Annotated in this window: 13 protein-coding genes; 11 read left to right on the plus strand and 2 right to left on the minus strand. The window is 67.4% G+C overall.

Annotated elements, in window-relative coordinates; genetic code table 11:
* Positions 1-20 precede the first annotated feature (20 nt).
* From TBIF_RS03765 to secA, 7 genes are all read left to right on the plus strand, one after another.
* The gene (locus TBIF_RS03765) at positions 21-671 is read left to right on the plus strand and encodes a dTMP kinase (RefSeq protein ID WP_024793529.1); all 651 of its coding nucleotides are present in this window, start codon (positions 21-23) and stop codon (positions 669-671) included.
* A 90-nt stretch (positions 672-761) separates the two neighbouring features.
* Positions 762-1,439, plus strand: a complete 678-nt coding sequence (gene mtrA / locus TBIF_RS03770; RefSeq protein ID WP_024793530.1) for an MtrAB system response regulator MtrA — start codon at positions 762-764, stop codon at positions 1,437-1,439.
* Positions 1,436-3,100, plus strand: coding sequence for an MtrAB system histidine kinase MtrB (mtrB, locus tag TBIF_RS22800; RefSeq protein WP_084611522.1), 1,665 nt, complete (start codon positions 1,436-1,438; stop codon positions 3,098-3,100). Before mtrA ends, mtrB begins: the two co-directional genes overlap by 4 nt.
* On the plus strand, positions 3,097-4,875 hold the full coding sequence (gene lpqB, locus TBIF_RS03780; RefSeq protein ID WP_051461339.1) for an MtrAB system accessory lipoprotein LpqB: 1,779 nt from the start codon (positions 3,097-3,099) through the stop codon (positions 4,873-4,875). Before mtrB ends, lpqB begins: the two co-directional genes overlap by 4 nt.
* A 60-nt stretch (positions 4,876-4,935) precedes the next feature.
* Positions 4,936-5,580, plus strand: coding sequence for a ComF family protein (locus tag TBIF_RS03785; RefSeq protein WP_024793532.1), 645 nt, complete (start codon positions 4,936-4,938; stop codon positions 5,578-5,580).
* Positions 5,581-5,814: 234 nt separating this feature from the next.
* The gene (hpf, locus tag TBIF_RS03790; RefSeq protein ID WP_242474001.1) at positions 5,815-6,471 is read left to right on the plus strand and encodes a ribosome hibernation-promoting factor, HPF/YfiA family; all 657 of its coding nucleotides are present in this window, start codon (positions 5,815-5,817) and stop codon (positions 6,469-6,471) included.
* 158 nt (positions 6,472-6,629) lie between these two features.
* Positions 6,630-9,422 carry a preprotein translocase subunit SecA gene (gene secA, locus TBIF_RS03795; protein ID WP_024793534.1) on the plus strand — a complete coding sequence of 931 codons (2,793 nt, stop codon included), beginning with the start codon at positions 6,630-6,632 and terminating at the stop codon, positions 9,420-9,422.
* A 54-nt stretch (positions 9,423-9,476) separates the two neighbouring features.
* Here the strand turns inward: secA and TBIF_RS25275 are convergent, their stop codons facing one another.
* A complete protein-coding gene (locus TBIF_RS25275; protein WP_148302146.1) occupies positions 9,477-10,064 on the minus strand; it encodes an Rv3235 family protein in 588 nt (195 codons plus the stop codon).
* 158 nt (positions 10,065-10,222) lie between these two features.
* Between TBIF_RS25275 and TBIF_RS03810 the strand changes: the two genes are divergently transcribed.
* From TBIF_RS03810 to TBIF_RS03825, 4 genes are all read left to right on the plus strand, one after another.
* The gene (locus tag TBIF_RS03810) at positions 10,223-11,680 is read left to right on the plus strand and encodes a WS/DGAT/MGAT family O-acyltransferase (RefSeq protein ID WP_024793537.1); all 1,458 of its coding nucleotides are present in this window, start codon (positions 10,223-10,225) and stop codon (positions 11,678-11,680) included.
* A 25-nt stretch (positions 11,681-11,705) separates the two neighbouring features.
* Entirely contained in the window at positions 11,706-12,197 is a 492-nt protein-coding gene (locus TBIF_RS03815; RefSeq protein WP_024793538.1) for a DUF6912 family protein, read from the plus strand.
* A 76-nt stretch (positions 12,198-12,273) separates the two neighbouring features.
* Positions 12,274-13,389: a ferredoxin reductase gene (locus TBIF_RS03820; RefSeq protein WP_024793539.1), complete on the plus strand. Its 1,116-nt coding sequence runs from the start codon at positions 12,274-12,276 to the stop codon at positions 13,387-13,389.
* 74 nt (positions 13,390-13,463) lie between these two features.
* The gene (locus TBIF_RS03825; RefSeq protein ID WP_024793540.1) at positions 13,464-14,678 is read left to right on the plus strand and encodes a fatty acid desaturase family protein; all 1,215 of its coding nucleotides are present in this window, start codon (positions 13,464-13,466) and stop codon (positions 14,676-14,678) included.
* A 10-nt stretch (positions 14,679-14,688) separates the two neighbouring features.
* On the opposite strand, the gene TBIF_RS03830 is transcribed toward TBIF_RS03825, so the two are convergent.
* Entirely contained in the window at positions 14,689-15,117 is a 429-nt protein-coding gene (locus TBIF_RS03830; RefSeq protein ID WP_024793541.1) for a nitroreductase family deazaflavin-dependent oxidoreductase, read from the minus strand.
* Positions 15,118-15,138 lie beyond the last annotated feature (21 nt).

Consider the following 15,138-nt stretch of genomic DNA (forward strand, 5'->3'; position numbering starts at 1 on the left):
GCGGGCGCTAAGCACCAGTCATGGGAAAACTGCTCGTCATCGAGGGCATCGACGGCGCCGGCAAGCGCACCCTCACGGAGGCGCTTGTCCGGAGCTGGCGGGCCGATGGAGTCCGGGTCGCGACTGCGGCCTTCCCCCGCTACGGGGAGTCCGTGCACGCGGACCTGGGCTCCGAGGCGCTGCACGGCCAGCACGGGGACCTCGCGGACTCCGTCTACGGCATGGCCCTGATGTGGGCGCTGGACCGGCGCGAGCACCGCGCTGGCCTGGCGGCCCAGGTCGCCGCGCACGACATCGTGCTCCTGGACCGCTACGTCGCCTCGAACGCCGCCTATGGCTGCGCGCGGCTGCGGCAGGGCCCGGCCGACGGTTTCGCGGACTGGGTGCGGGAGATGGAGTTCGAGCGCTTCGGCCTCCCCGTCCCGGACCGGCACCTGTTGCTGGCCGTGCCGGTCGAGGTGGCCCGGGAGCGGGCGCGGGGACGTGAGGCGCAGGACGCGTCGCGCACCCGGGACGCGTATGAGCGAGACGAGGGTCTGCAGGCCCGGACCGCGGCGGTCTACGAGCAGCTGGCCGCGGCGAACTGGCTGGCCCCGTGGACAATCACGCGGGTCGGCGAGTTGGCTGGGCCGGACGCGATTGGGGCCCTCGCGGCGCGCTTGGTCGGCTAGCCGGGTAAACATCGGTAGCCTGTCCCAAGCACTAGTACGTGTAGCGCTCAACTAATCAACACACAGACGACGAGATATCGCGATGAGGATATGAAGCCGAAGATTCTGGTAGTCGATGACGACGCCGCGCTGGCGGAGATGCTCACCATCGTGCTCGAGGCCGAGGGCTTTGAGCCGCTCGTCGTCGGCGACGGCCTGTCAGCGCTCCCGCAGATGCGCGAGTTCCGCCCGGATCTGATCCTCCTGGACCTGATGCTGCCAGGCATGAACGGCATCGACGTGTGCCGGGCGATCCGCAGCGAGTCCAGCGTGCCGATCATCATGCTCACCGCCAAGACGGACACCGTCGACGTGGTCCTGGGCCTCGAGTCCGGCGCCGACGACTACATGGTCAAGCCCTTCAAGCCGAAGGAGCTCATTGCCCGGGTGCGTGCCCGGCTGCGGCGCCTCGAGGATGAGCCGGCGGAGATCCTGGCCATCGGCGAGGTCCAGATCGACGTCCCCGCACATGTGGCGACACGCGGCGGCGAGCCGATCTCGCTCACCCCGCTGGAGTTCGACCTGCTGGTCGCGCTCGCGCGCAAGCCCCGCCAGGTCTTCACCCGTGAGGTGCTCCTCGAGCAAGTGTGGGGTTACCGCCACGCGGCGGACACCCGGCTGGTCAACGTGCACGTGCAGCGGCTGCGCGCGAAGATCGAGCGTGATCCCGATAATCCCGAGGTCGTCCTGACCGTTCGGGGGGTCGGCTACAAAGCCGGACCTCCGTGATCGGTCGCCGAATCCGGGCGCGGAGCCGAGTCCATCGGGCCGCGACCGGCATCGCCAGGCGCGGCCGCTCCGTGGGGCGCCGTCTGGCACGGAGCTGGCGGCGCTCCCTACAGCTGCGGGTCGTGGTCTCGACCCTCACGTTGTCCCTCATTGTCATCTTGATCCTGGGCTTCGTGCTGAGCAGCCAGATCACCGACCGCATGCTCGAGGCCAAGGTCGCGGCAGCTACCGAGGAGATCGACCGCGCGCGCGGCACGGTGGACCGGATTCTGGGCGCGGCGGACTCGACCAGTGCGCTGGAGAACCGCCTCGAGGCCGCGAAGTCGGCGCTGGTCGATCCCACCACCGACGGCCAGACGGGCAACAGTGCCGGGGCCTTCGAGCCGGTGGTGATCGTGCCCGGCAGCGGCCCCAGCCCAGAGACGTCCGCCGGCCCGGTGCGCGATATCCCGGACAGCCTGCGCACCTTCGTGCAGGCTGGCAAAGTCAGCTACCAGTACGGTTCGGTGCCCGGCCCGGACGGTGCGATCGTGCCAGCTCTGATTGTGGGCTCCCCGGCGGGCTCGGACATCTCGCCCATCGAGCTGTACTTGATCTTCCCGCTGATCGCGGAGCAGCGCACTCTCACCCTGGTCCAGGGCATCCTCTTGACTGGCGGCATCGTGCTGCTCGGCCTGCTGACCGCGATCTCGCTGCTCGTGGCGCGCCAGGTGGTGCTGCCGGTGCGGTATGCGTCGCGCATCGCCGAACGCTTCGCAGACGGCCGGCTCACCGAGCGCATGCCGGTGCATGGCGAGGACGACATCGCCCGCCTCGCCGTGTCCTTCAACGACATGGCCGAGAACCTCTCCCGACAGATCGCCCAGCTTGAGGAGTATGGCAACCTGCAGAAGCGGTTCACCTCCGACGTGAGCCACGAGCTGCGGACGCCGTTGACGACGGTGCGGATGGCGGCCGACCTGATCTACGACAACCGGGACGATCTAGACCCGGTGCTGCGCCGGTCCGCCGAGCTTATGACCAACGAGCTGGACCGGTTCGAGGCGTTGCTTGCGGACCTGCTCGAGATCAGCCGGCACGACGCCGGCGTGGCGGAACTCGCCGCCGAGAAGCTGGACCTGCGCGCGTGTGTACGGGGCGCCGTCGCGACAGTCGAGCACCTGATCGGTGAAGCCGGCAGCCACTTGATCCTGGACCTGCCCGACGAGCCCGTCGTCGCGGAGGTGGACCCGCGGCGCGTCGAGCGGGTATTGCGAAACCTCCTGGCCAACGCCCTGGACCACGGGGAGGGCGAGCCGGTGCTGCTGCGCCTGCGCGCAGACGACAACGCGGTGGCAGTCGTCGTCTGCGACGAGGGCATCGGGCTGCGGCCGGGGGAGGAGAAACTGGTGTTCAACAGATTCTGGCGCGCCGACCCGTCGCGCATGCGGCGCTCTGGCGGAACTGGGCTGGGCCTGGCCATCAGCATGGAGGACGCGCTGCTGCACCACGGCAAGCTGGAGGCGTGGGGCGCCCCCGGTGAGGGCGCCTGCTTCCGACTGACACTGCCGCGCGTACTCGGGCACCGGCTCACCGGCAGCCCCCTGTCCCTGCACACCCGCGTGCCGCGGGGCATCGCCAAGGCCCCCGCGCCGCTGCCCGAGGGGGAGTCGCTGCCGTGAGAATCTCTGCTGGGAAGTCCACCTTCGGCGCATTGTTGACGCTGGTGCTCGTGGGAGTGCTGCTGCTCACCGGCTGCGCCGCGCTGCCGTCGACCTCCGCGCCGCAGGCGATCGGGGTCGTCCAGCGTGACGCCGGCCTGGCGGACGTCCCGACCCCGACCTCCGGCAAAGAGCCGGACCTGTTGCTGCGCGATTTCGTCAAGGCCAGCAGTGAGCCGGGCGGTCGCCATTCCGCCGCCCGCAAGTACCTGACGGGGTCCGCGGCGGTCCGGTGGGACGACACCGTGTCGATCTCCATCGTCGAGAAGATAGACGTGTTCTTCGACTCCCGCACCGCAGATTCCGCCACGCTGCTCGTTCGGGCAGCGAAGGTCGGCGACCTCGACGACCAGGGGGTGTTCAAGGCCGAGGAAGGCACTCTCGAGACCCGCGTGACGATGATCCGCGAGAACAACGAGTGGCGGATCGATCAACTGCCGGACGGGGTCATTGTCGACCGCTCCCAGTTCCTCAACGCTTACCACGAGGTGGCGCTGTATTTCCTGAACCGGCAGGGCACGGTCGTCGTGGCCGACCCGCGATGGCTCTCGCTGCGGACGGATGAGCTAGCCGCCCAGCTGATCGACATGTTGATCACTGGGCCGAAGGCGCCGCTGGCCGAAGCCGTCAGCAATAAGCTCGGCAGCGATGTGCACCTGCGCAGCACGCTCACCAAGCTCGACGGGCGAGACAGCGACGTCGGCATCGGTGTCGGTGGTGTCAAGATGGACTTTCAGGGCATCGGCAGCCTGGGGCAGGCCAACCGGAGACTGCTGGCAGCACAGGTGATTTGGACGTTGTCCTCGGCCGGGATCGCCGGCCCCTATGAAATCCTCGCCGACGGCGCGCCGTTGGACGCGACCCACCCAGAGCCGCTCACCACCGAGGACGTCGCCGTCTTCTCGTCGGATACGGAGAGCCACAGCGCAGGACTGCTCGCCATCACCGACGGCACCCTGGTCAGCGTGGTGGAGTCCGGCGCCATCCCCGTCCCGGGAGCACTGGGCCAGCCGAGCGACCTGATCAGCGCCAGCCTCTCGCGCGGGGGCGATGAGGTGGCCGGCGTGCGGATCGCGGATGTGCCCGGCGAGCGGCTCCTAGAACTCGTCGTGGGCCCCTTCGGCGGCGACGCGGTACCGGTCGCATCGGGCGGTGCGATCACGCGACCCACCTGGAGCGTCGGCGACAACTCGGTGTGGGCGGCGATCGGCGGCGACAAGGTCGTGCGGGCGGCGAAGGGCTCGGACGGCCGCTGGTTCAGCGCCCCGGTGGATATCCGAGAGATCACCGAGCTGGGCGGGCCGATCACGGAGATGCGGATCTCCGGCGACGGGGTGCGCGTGGCACTGATCGTCGGCGGCCGCGTGTTCATCGCCTATTCCACGCCACTCGACGACGGCAGCTATCGGCTCAGCGCGCCACGGGCCATCGGCTTCTCCCTGGGCTCGTCGCTGATCTCGCTGGACTGGAATGGCAGCCAAAATCTCGGCGTGCTCCGGTCCGGCGCCGATAACCCGCTGGCGCAGCTATCCTACGACGGTTTCTTCGTGCGGCCCATGACCAACCGCAACCTCTCGCCGCCCCTGCGGGCGATCGACATGACCGCGAGCGAGGCCTACGTGGTCGACAGCCGCGGCGTGATGCGCTTGTCGATCCCCGGCACCGCGGACGAACAGTACTGGCGCGAGGTGCCCGGACTGATGGGCAACGGGGCGGTGCCGGTGACGCAGGGCTGATTGGCAGTGGATGTCTGGGGCCGGGGCATGATGTGCGGCATGGGCAAGCTCTGGTCGTCTGTGCTCGATCTTGCGCTGCCCCTCGAGTGCGGGGGCTGCGCGACGCCAGGCACTCGCTGGTGTGGCCCGTGCGCGGACGCCTACGGCCAGGGGCCGGTGCGGCTGCGGCCCCGCGTGGACCCCGGCGTCCCGGTGTGGTCGCTGGGCACCTATGTGGGCAGCCGCCGGCAGGCTGTGCTCGAGGTTAAGGAGCACGGCCGGCGCGATCTGTCCCAGCCGCTGGGACAGGCGCTAGCTGTGGGCCTAAGCCGGCTCCGCGAGCTCGGCGAGCTGGACCCACCGGAGCTGGCCCCGCTGGCCCTGGTGCCGGCGCCGTCCAGGAGGGCCGCGGCGCGCAGACGCGGCGGGGACCCCGTGCATCGAATTGTCGGCCGGGCCGCCGCCGCACTCGCGCCCGAGCAGGTCGTCGTCGCGGCGAACCTCGAGATGGGCAGGGGAGTGCGGGACTCCGTGGGCCTGGGCGCGGAGGCGCGCACGCGCAACCTCGACGGGCAGGTCCGGCTGCGCGGCGTGATTCCCAGGACGGGGACGGTGGTCCTAGTCGACGACGTCGTCACGACGGGCGCGACGGCGTCGGAGTCGGTCCGTGTGCTCAGCGCCGCCGGGGTGCGGGTGCACGCGGTGCTCGCGCTGGTACACGTGTGAGAGCCGCTGGCGCCGGGGCCAGCACTTTGACTGTGCCCGCGAATCCCATCTCAGTCATTTGTCGTCAAACACGTGGCGGAGTCACCGGATCGCGACTAGCGTCGGCCTCAACACCGAAGGGCAAAACCCATCGGTGTCGAGTGAAAACACAGAACGGCCATCGGCGCTGCTGCGTCTTCCATCGCGGCAGCCAAAGCTGGGAGGTTCGACATGTCGACCAGTTCAGAAGTAACAATGGATTTCCTGTCCGCTGATCAAGTTGAGGAATCCGACGGCAGCGGCCGGAGCCTGGGTGCGGACCTAGTAGTCAAGGGCCGCAACGTGGAAGTCCCAGACCACTTCCGGGTGCATGTCGCGGATAAGCTCGCTCGGCTGGAGCGGTTCGACCTAAAGGTTCAGATATTCGACGTCGAGCTCCAACACGAGCGCAACAAGCGGCAGGCCAAGGCCGCCCAGCGCGTGGAGATCACGGCGCGGGGCAAGGGCCCGGTCGTCCGCGCAGAGGCTCGGGCGGACAGTTTCTACGCCGCCCTCGAGCTGGCCGTCGCCAAGCTGGAGAGCCGGCTGCGCAAGACCAAGGACCGCAGAACGGTCAGCTACGGGGAGAAGACCCCGATGTCTGTCGCCACCGCCACCGCGGAGCTGGCCCAGGACGACTCGCTGGCCATCTCGCCGGAGATCGGTCTGGAGAATGACGACTATCCGGTGGGCCCCGGACAGGTGGTGCGCACCAAGGACCACCCGTCCACGCCCATGACAGTCGACGAGGCACTTTACGAGATGGAGCTGGTAGGACATGATTTCTTCCTGTTCCAGGACTCCGCCTCGGACAAGCCGTCGGTGGTCTACCGACGGCACGCATTCGACTACGGATTGATCCGACTGGCCTAGCCAAACTGATCTACGCCTACCATGGATCCGGTCGGGGACTACACGCCCCGGCCGGATCCACTGTTTCGGGGGCATCTTGTGCCCGGAACGCGAGTTCACACAGGATTGAGGAAACAGAACCCGTGCTGTCGAAACTGCTCCGTATCGGTGAGGGCCGCATGGTCAAGCGGCTCAAGAAGGTCGCAGACCATGTCCTCTCGCACGCGCCGGATATCGAGGCGCTCACTGACGAGCAGCTGCAGGCCAAGACCGAGGAGTTCCAGAAGCGGCACGCGGACGGCGAGTCGCTCGACGAGCTGCTGCCGGAGGCCTTCGCCGTCGCCCGCGAGGCGTCCTTCCGTGTGCTCGGCCAGAAACACTACGACGTCCAGATCATGGGTGGCGCGGCGCTGCACTTCGGCAATATCGCCGAGATGAAGACAGGCGAGGGCAAGACCCTGACCTGTGTGCTGCCGGCCTACTTGAACGCCATTGGCGGCAAGGGCGTCCACGTGGTCACGGTCAACGACTACCTCGCCAAGCGCGATGCCGAGTGGATGGGCCGCGTGCACCACTTCCTCGGCTTCTCGGTCGGCTCGATCCTGGGCGGGATGACGCCGGACCAGCGCCGTGCGTCGTACAACTCGGATATCACCTACGGCACCAATAACGAGTTCGGCTTCGACTACCTGCGCGACAACATGACGCACAGCATCGAGGACCTCGTCCAGCGTGGCCACAGCTATGCCATCGTCGACGAGGTCGACTCGATCCTCATCGATGAGGCCCGCACGCCGCTGATCATCTCGGGCCCGGCCGACGGCGCCTCGAACTGGTACGCCGAGTTCGCGCGCATCGCGCCGCTGCTCAAGAAAGACGAGCACTACGAGGTCGACATCAAGAAGCGGACCGTGGGCATCCACGAGGCGGGCGTCGAGCTCGTCGAGGACCAGCTCGGCGTCGAGAACCTCTACGAGTCTGCGAACTCGCCGCTGGTGAACTACCTGAACAACGCGATCAAGGCCAAAGAGCTCTATCAGCCCGACAAGGACTACATCGTCCGCGGCGGCGAGGTCATCATCGTCGATGAGTTCACCGGCCGTGTGCTGGCCGGGCGCCGCTATAACGAGGGCATGCACCAGGCGATCGAGGCCAAGGAGCGCGTGGAGATCAAGCCGGAGAACCAGACCCTGGCCACGATCACCCTGCAGAACTACTTCCGCCTGTACACCAAGCTCGCCGGCATGACGGGCACCGCGGAGACCGAGGCCGCCGAGCTGAACGAGATCTACAAGCTCGGCGTGATCCCGATCCCGACGAACCGCCCCATGGTCCGCGCCGACCAGCGCGATCTGATCTACAAGACGGAAGAGGCCAAGTTCGACGCCGTCGTCGACGATGTCGCGGAGCGGCACGCCAACGGGCAGCCGGTCCTGATCGGCACCACCAGCGTGGAGCGCTCGGAGTACCTGTCCCAGCAGTTCACCAAGCGCGGCATGGTGCACAACGTGCTCAACGCCAAGCACCACGAGCATGAGGCGAGCATCATCGCCGAGGCCGGTCGCTCCGGCGCGATCACGGTGGCCACCAACATGGCCGGCCGTGGCACCGACGTCGTGCTCGGCGGCAACCCGGACATCCTGGCCGACCTCGAGGTGCGCACGCGCGGCTTCGACCCGGTCGAGACGCCCGAGGAGTACGAGAAGGACTGGGACGAGACCATCGAGCGGGTCAAGGCCGAGGTCAAGGCCGAGGCCGAGAAGGTCAAGGACTCCGGCGGCCTGTATGTGCTGGGCACCGAGCGCCACGAGTCCCGCCGCATCGACAACCAGCTGCGCGGCCGCTCCGGCCGGCAGGGCGACCCCGGCGAGTCCCGCTTCTACCTGTCGCTGGGCGATGAGCTGATGCGCCGGTTCAACGGCGCCGCTGTGGAGTCGATTATGACGCGCCTGAACATGCCGGAGGACATGCCGATCGACTCGAGCATCGTCTCCAAGGCCATCAAGAACGCGCAGACGCAGGTAGAGCAGCAGAACTTCGAGATCCGCAAGAACGTCCTCAAGTACGACGAGGTGATGAACCAGCAGCGCACCGTCATCTACGAGGAGCGCCGCCGGATCCTGCGCGGCGAGGACTTCGAGGGCCAAGTCGAGCACATGATCCGCGACGTCGTCACGGCCTACGCCGACGGTGCGTCCGCGGATGGCTACGTGGAGGACTGGGACCTCGACACGCTGTGGGGTGCGCTCAAGGCGCTCTACCCCGTCTCGATCAGGCATGAGGACCTCACCGGCGAGACGGCGAATGGCCAGCGTGACGAGCTGAGCCGGACCGCGCTGCGCGAGGCTCTCGTTGAGGATGCGCTGGCCGCGTATCGCAACCGCGAGGCCGAGATCGACGCGATCGGCGGCGAGGGCGCGATGCGCCAGATCGAGCGCAACGTCCTGATGCAGGTCATCGACCGCAAGTGGCGCGAGCACCTCTATGAGATGGACTACCTCAAGGAGGGCATCGGCCTGCGCGCGATGGCGCAGCGCGATCCCCTGGTGGAGTACCAGCGTGAGGGCTTCGACATGTTCAAGGGCATGCTCGAGTCCCTCAAGGAGGAGTCCGTCGGCTACGTCTTCAACGCGGCGGTCGAGCCGGCCCAGCCCACCATCGAGGTTGGCGGCGCTCCAGCGCAGGCCCAAGCTCAAGCGCAGGCCCAGCCGCTGCCCACCGAGCTGGCGCCTGTCGAGATGAAGAAAGAAGAGGCCCCGGCTCCGGCGCCGGTCGCGTTGCGCGCCAGGGGCTTCGGCGACGAGCCTGCGCCCGCGCTGACCTACTCCGGGCCAGACGAGGACGGCCAGGCCCACGTCACCCGCGAGGCCGCCGACGACGGCCAAGGCGGCTCGCGCCGTGACCGCCGCGCCGAGCAGCGCGCGGAGAGCAAGGGCAGGGCCAAGCCGCCGAAGTCCAAGAAGCGCAAGTAGCAAACGCTCCAGCCGTCCGGGCCCGCATCCTTGCGATGCGGGCCCGGACGGCTTTTAGGCCAGGAGCAGGTTGGTCGCCACCCACAGGTCCCGACGGCGTTCGATGCGGCCGGCGATCGCGAATACCCGGGGTCCGCGGGCGTAGCTGGCACACACCTCGGCCGCGCTGTGGCCCGCCGCGACGATGCGGATCTTGCGGAGCGTGGCGGTGCCCAGTTCGCGGCCGGGCGGGCGGCTCACCGCCAGCGCCGTGAGCGCGTCGATCACGGGCTGGGTGGCCATACCCTTGAGCTGGTCGGGACGACGGCGTCGGTCGACGATCTCCAGGGTCAGACGCAGGAGGCCCTCGACCATGCGCCGCACTTCGACGGCGGAGGCGGAGGTGGGGCTAGCCGCCGGCGGCACGATGGGCGGCGGCTCTGTTAGCGCTGCTGTTGGCGGCGCCTCTGGCGCTCGCGTGGCGACTGGCGCGGGAGCTGGCCCGGCGAAGATCATGCGTGGGATCGTCGGCTGCGCAGGCGGCTCCCACATGGGCGGCCGCGAGAGATATCGCATGCTGGAGTCGGCGATGGGCCACAGTTCGGCATGCGCGTGGATGCGGATGCCAGCAGGCACTTGAAAGTTGGTCGGATAGTCAGACAAGGCTCTCTCCAGACTCGACAGCGGGCAACCACCTGGTGGCATGCCAGTGATGGATGGGTCGAGTCCGCTGGAGAGGCGCGGACTTCGACCATCATGACAGAATGTGGGGGCACCCCGCAATGGGCGGGTAATCGGGTGGGAAGCGGGAATCGTCGACGATGGTCACACGGTTGAGCGGGCAGGACGCGGCATTTTTCTACGTCGAGGATTCGGCCACTCCTGCGCACTTGGGGTCCCTGGCCATCTTCGACGCCGCGGGCTCGCGCATCGGCTATGACGGGCTGCTGGCGCTCATCGAGGGCCGACTGTCCCAAGTGCCGCGCTATCGGCAGCGGGTCAAGGAGATCGCGGGCGGACTGATCCGGCCGGTGTGGGTCGATGACGAGGACTTCGACATCACCTACCACGTCCGCCGCTCCGCGCTGCCGAGCCCCGGCACGCAGGAACAGCTCAACGAGCTGGTCGCCCGCCTGATCTCGCGCCCACTGGACCGCAACCGCCCGCTGTGGGAGCTGTACGTCATCGAGGGGCTCGAAGGCGACCGCTTCGCGATGTTCACCAAGTCCCACCAGGCGATCGTCGACGCGTTCGGCGGCGCCTTCGACATCGGGCACGTCCTCCTGGACACCAGCCCCGACGAGGTCGAGGGCCACGATGAGCTGTGGATGCCAAGCCCGGAGCCGGGCGCCCTGGCGCTGGTCATCAACGCGCTCTCCGGAATGGTCTCGCGGCCCACCGACGGCATCGAGCTGGTGCGCTATGCCGTGGGGGACGTCGCGAGCTCGATCAGCAAGGTCAGCAAGACCGTCACGGAACTCGGGTCTATCGCGCGCGGTCTGACCGCGTCGGCGCCGTCGAGCGTGCTCAACGCCGAACTCTCCCACAGCCGCCGATACGTCATGGCCAGCAGCGATCTGCAGGACTATAAGCGGGTGCGTGCGCGCTACGGCGGGACAATCAACGACGCCGCGCTGTCCGTGCTGTCGGGGGCCCTTCGGAATTGGCTGATCTCGCGGGGCGAGGCGGTCAGCGGCTCCACCATGGTGCGCGCGCTCGTCCCGATGTCGGTGTTCCCCGGCGACCGTCAGAAGCCCGGCGCACCACCCTCCGTGGGTGTGGAGGGCTCCGGCCAGGACCAGTACCCGCTCGGCCCCCTCTACGGCGGTACGACGCTTGACCTGGCCCTGGTGGACCTGCCGGTGGGCGAGCAGAATCCTGTGGTGCGGTTGTCCCAGATCGCGTACTCGATGAGCTCGCAGCCGAGCTCTTCGCGGGCGGTCGCGGCGCGTAACCTGACCCGGATGTCCGGTTTCGCGCCACCGACGATGCATGCGATGGGCGCGCGACTCGCCAGCTCCATGTCGCGACGAGCGTTCAATCTGGTCATCACGAACGCGCCGGGGCCGCAGATGCCGCTGTACTTCGCGGGCGCGAAGATGTTGGAGATCCACCCAGTGCCGCCGCTGGTGCGTAACCAGGCGCTGAGTATCGGGTTGACCTCGTATGACGGCAGGATCTTTTACGGGATCAACGCGGACCGTGAGGCGATGTCGGACCTGGCGATGTTCCCGGAGCTCATCCGGGAGTCGATCGAAGACCTGCTAGAGACCCTGTGACCACCATTAATCAAAGGACCTGCCAATGAGGGTTTTCGTGCCTGCCACCATCCCGATGCTGGAAGAGCTGATCAAGGACGGACTGCTCATGCCGGTCAGCGGCACGGTCTTCTCCGTGACGCCGTCGCTGCGCGAGGAGTACATCTCAGACGACGACGACGAGCTGGCGGAGGTGGCCATCATGGAGGCGGCCCGCGGCTCGCTGCGACTGCTCTCCGCGCATCCGGACGTGCGAATGCGTCGCGTCGTGCTGGCCGTCGACGTCGAGGGCGCTGAGCTGCGGCCGGACCTCGACGCTGCGGTTTTGCGGGTCAAGGAGCCGATCCTGCTGAAGAAGGTGGCGTCGGCGCTGGTCGACCTCGAGGCGGCCGAACCGGCCATCGCGCGCGCGGTGGAGTTCATCGACGCGGCCGATTTGGGGGATGAGGACGCGGAGCTCGCGCTCGGTGACGCGGAGGATCATGGCCTGGCCTGGTACGCGACGCAGGAGATCCCGTTTCTTATAGAATTGCTGTGAGTGGCCGCACTGGCGTTTTTGCCCTACCTCGGGGTAACCTACGGTGGCGTAGGTTTGTCAACGGATGGGGATCTTGATGGGTTTTAAGGAATGGCTCGAGGCACCGGCAAAGGGCGTCGCGACAACCAGTTCGCCGCGGATGAACATGCTGCGGGGCGCGTTGGCGCGCATCACGACCCCGCTGCTGCCGGACGATTATCTCCACCTGGCGAATCCCCTGTGGTCCGCGCGTGAACTGCGCGGCCAAATCGTCGAGGTGCGCGCGGAGACTGCGGACTCCGCCACCCTGGTCATCAAGCCGGGCTGGGGCTTCCACTTCGACTATCAGCCCGGCCAGTATGTCGGCATCGGCCTATTGGTCGACGGCAAATGGCACTGGCGCTCATATTCGTTGACCTCGGCCCCCGTGCACGCGGACAAGACCATCGCGATCACCGTCAAGGCCATGCCCGAGGGCTTTTTGTCCTCGCACATCGTCGGCGGCGTCGAGCCCGGCACCATCGTCCGGCTCGCGGCGCCCCAGGGCAACTTCGCGCTGCCGGAGCCACTGCCGGAGAAGATCCTCTTCCTCACCGCGGGCAGCGGCGTCACCCCGATCATGTCGATGCTGCGGGCCATGGACCGCCGTGGTGCGGTGACTGACGTCGTGCATGTGCACTCCGCGCCCACCGAGGCCGATGCGATGTTCCGCGACGAGCTGCAAGACCTGGCCAGCCGGCACGACAGCCTGCGCCTGCACCTCCAGCTGACCCGGTCGATGGGCAAGTTCAACCTCGACGAGCTGGATACCGTCTGCCCCGACTGGCGCGAGCGCCAGGCCTGGGTGTGCGGCCCCGGCGGGATGCTGGAAGCGGTCGAGGCCCGATGGACACAAGAGGACATCGCGGACAACCTGCATCTGGAGCGCTTCGCCGTCGACCGCAGCGGTCAGGACGGCGACGGCGGCACGGTGACGTTCGCCAAGACCGACCGCTCTGTCGAGATCGACGGCGCGACCACCCTCCTCGAGGCGGGCGAGAAGGCTGGCGTGCAGATGCCGTTCGGCTGCCGCATGGGGATCTGCCAGACCTGCGTCGTGCCACTCGAGAAGGGCGCTGTTCGCGACCTGCGCAACGGCAAGTTGCATGAGGAGGGCTCGCGTATTCAGACTTGCATCTCCACGGCCGCAGGCGACTGCACGCTGGGGCTGTGAGTGGTGCTCCAGACGGGCCGCACGCGGATCGGCGCTACTGAATTCAAGTTCTCAACTGAAGGGCGCGAAATCTAATGGCAATCTCAGACGTCGCGACATACTCGCACCTCTCCACCAGCGATATCGAGGGCCTGCGGGCTGAGCTAGACACAATTCGACGGGATGTCGAGAGCTCGCTGGGCGAGCGCGACTCCCGCTACATCCGGCGCACCATTCAGGCACAGCGGCTGATCGAGGTCGCATCGCGCGCGGTCATCTTCGGCTCCAAGTCGAAGACGGGCCTGGCGCTGGGCACCCTCGGGCTGGCGGTCGCGAAGAGCATCGAGAACATGGAGATCGGGCACAACGTCAGCCACGGCCAGTGGGATTGGATGAACGAGCCCGAAATCCACTCCACCTCGTGGGAATGGGACATGGCATGCGCGTCGCCCCAGTGGAAGCATTACCACAACTATCTGCACCACAAATACACGAACGTGCTCGGCATGGACGAGGACATCGGGTTCGGTGTCATCCGCATGGCTCGCGACCAGGAATGGCGCCCGATCAACCTGATCCAGCCCCTCCAGAACCTGGTGCTGGCCATCGGGTTCGAGTGGGGCATCGGCATCCACGACATCAAGCTGGAGTACCTGAAGGGCACGCCCGAAGAGCGGGCGCACACCATCAGCCAGGTCAAGGAGTTCGTCCGCAAGGCTGGGCAGCAGCTGTTCAAGGACTACGTCCTGTTCCCCGCGCTGAGCGGCCGTCGATGGAAGCGGACGCTGGCCGCTAACGCGAGCGCGAACGTGGGCCGGAACCTCTGGACCTACGTCGTGATCTTCTGCGGGCACTTTCCGGACGGCGCGGAGAAGTTCACGATGGACGACATCGAGAACGAGACGCCCGGCGAGTGGTACCTCCGTCAGATGCTCGGCACGGCCAACATCAACGCGGGGCCGGGCATGGCGTTTATGACCGGCAACCTCTGCTACCAGATTGAGCACCACCTGTTCCCGGATCTGCCGAGCAACCGCTACGGCGAGATCAGCGACCGCGTCCGAACCCTGTGCGATAAATACGACCTGCCCTACAACACCGGGCCGCTCGCCGTGCAGTACCTTGAGGTGCTGCGGACTGTATTCAAGCTGTCGCTGCCGAACAGCTTCCTCACGGAGACCTCCGACAACGCCCCGGAGACCGCCTCGGAAAAGCGGTTCCCGAGGTTGCAGGAGGCAGTCGTCGATCCGGTGACGGGTCGCCGACGGGGCCTGCGCACCGCACTGCGGGAACTGCGCGCGGCCAGCTAACGGGACTTCTCTACCGGGGCCGGAGCGCCACTATGGCGATGGGCCGATTGGTCTTCGACTGATACTGGCCGTACTGGCCCCGGTTGATCTTGTTCATCCGCGCCCACATGCGCGCATAGTCGCTGTCGCCCGGGCGGACCGTGCGCGCGGTGACCGGTAGCCGCTGGCGGCCGATCTGGATCTCGCAGTCCGGTTGCGACATCACATTGTGCAGCCAGCCGGGGGACCTGCGCGCGCCGCCGTTCGACGCGACCACCGTGTAGTCCTCGCCGTCGCGGCCGTAGATCAGCGCCGATGTGCGAGTCTCGCCGGTCTTGCGGCCAACCGAGCGCAGCAGCAGCGACGGCATGCCCATCATCATGCGGTGGCCAAGCCAACCGCCGGTTGACTCGTATATCTGCTGGTGCAGTTGGAGCGATTTGACGAAGAGGTTGGCCATGCAGTGATTATGGCTGATGGG

The sequence above is a fragment of the Tomitella biformata AHU 1821 genome, assembly GCF_000524475.1.
Lineage (GTDB): Bacteria > Actinomycetota > Actinomycetes > Mycobacteriales > Mycobacteriaceae > Tomitella > Tomitella biformata.

Bases quoted from the DNA above. Each gene is read 5' to 3' on its own strand.
- hpf (WP_242474001.1), top strand. From the start codon at position 5,815: ATGGATTTCCTGTCCGCTGATCAAGTTGAGGAATCCGACGGCAGCGGC.
- mtrA (WP_024793530.1), top strand. From the start codon at position 762: ATGAAGCCGAAGATTCTGGTAGTCGATGACGACGCCGCGCTGGCGGAG.
- TBIF_RS03825 (WP_024793540.1), top strand. From the start codon at position 13,464: ATGGCAATCTCAGACGTCGCGACATACTCGCACCTCTCCACCAGCGAT.
- TBIF_RS03820 (WP_024793539.1), top strand. From the start codon at position 12,274: ATGGGTTTTAAGGAATGGCTCGAGGCACCGGCAAAGGGCGTCGCGACA.
- TBIF_RS03815 (WP_024793538.1), top strand. From the start codon at position 11,706: ATGAGGGTTTTCGTGCCTGCCACCATCCCGATGCTGGAAGAGCTGATC.
- TBIF_RS03830 (WP_024793541.1), bottom strand. From the start codon at position 15,117: ATGGCCAACCTCTTCGTCAAATCGCTCCAACTGCACCAGCAGATATAC.
- secA (WP_024793534.1), top strand. From the start codon at position 6,630: ATGGTCAAGCGGCTCAAGAAGGTCGCAGACCATGTCCTCTCGCACGCG.
- TBIF_RS03810 (WP_024793537.1), top strand. From the start codon at position 10,223: ATGGTCACACGGTTGAGCGGGCAGGACGCGGCATTTTTCTACGTCGAG.
- TBIF_RS03765 (WP_024793529.1), top strand. From the start codon at position 21: ATGGGAAAACTGCTCGTCATCGAGGGCATCGACGGCGCCGGCAAGCGC.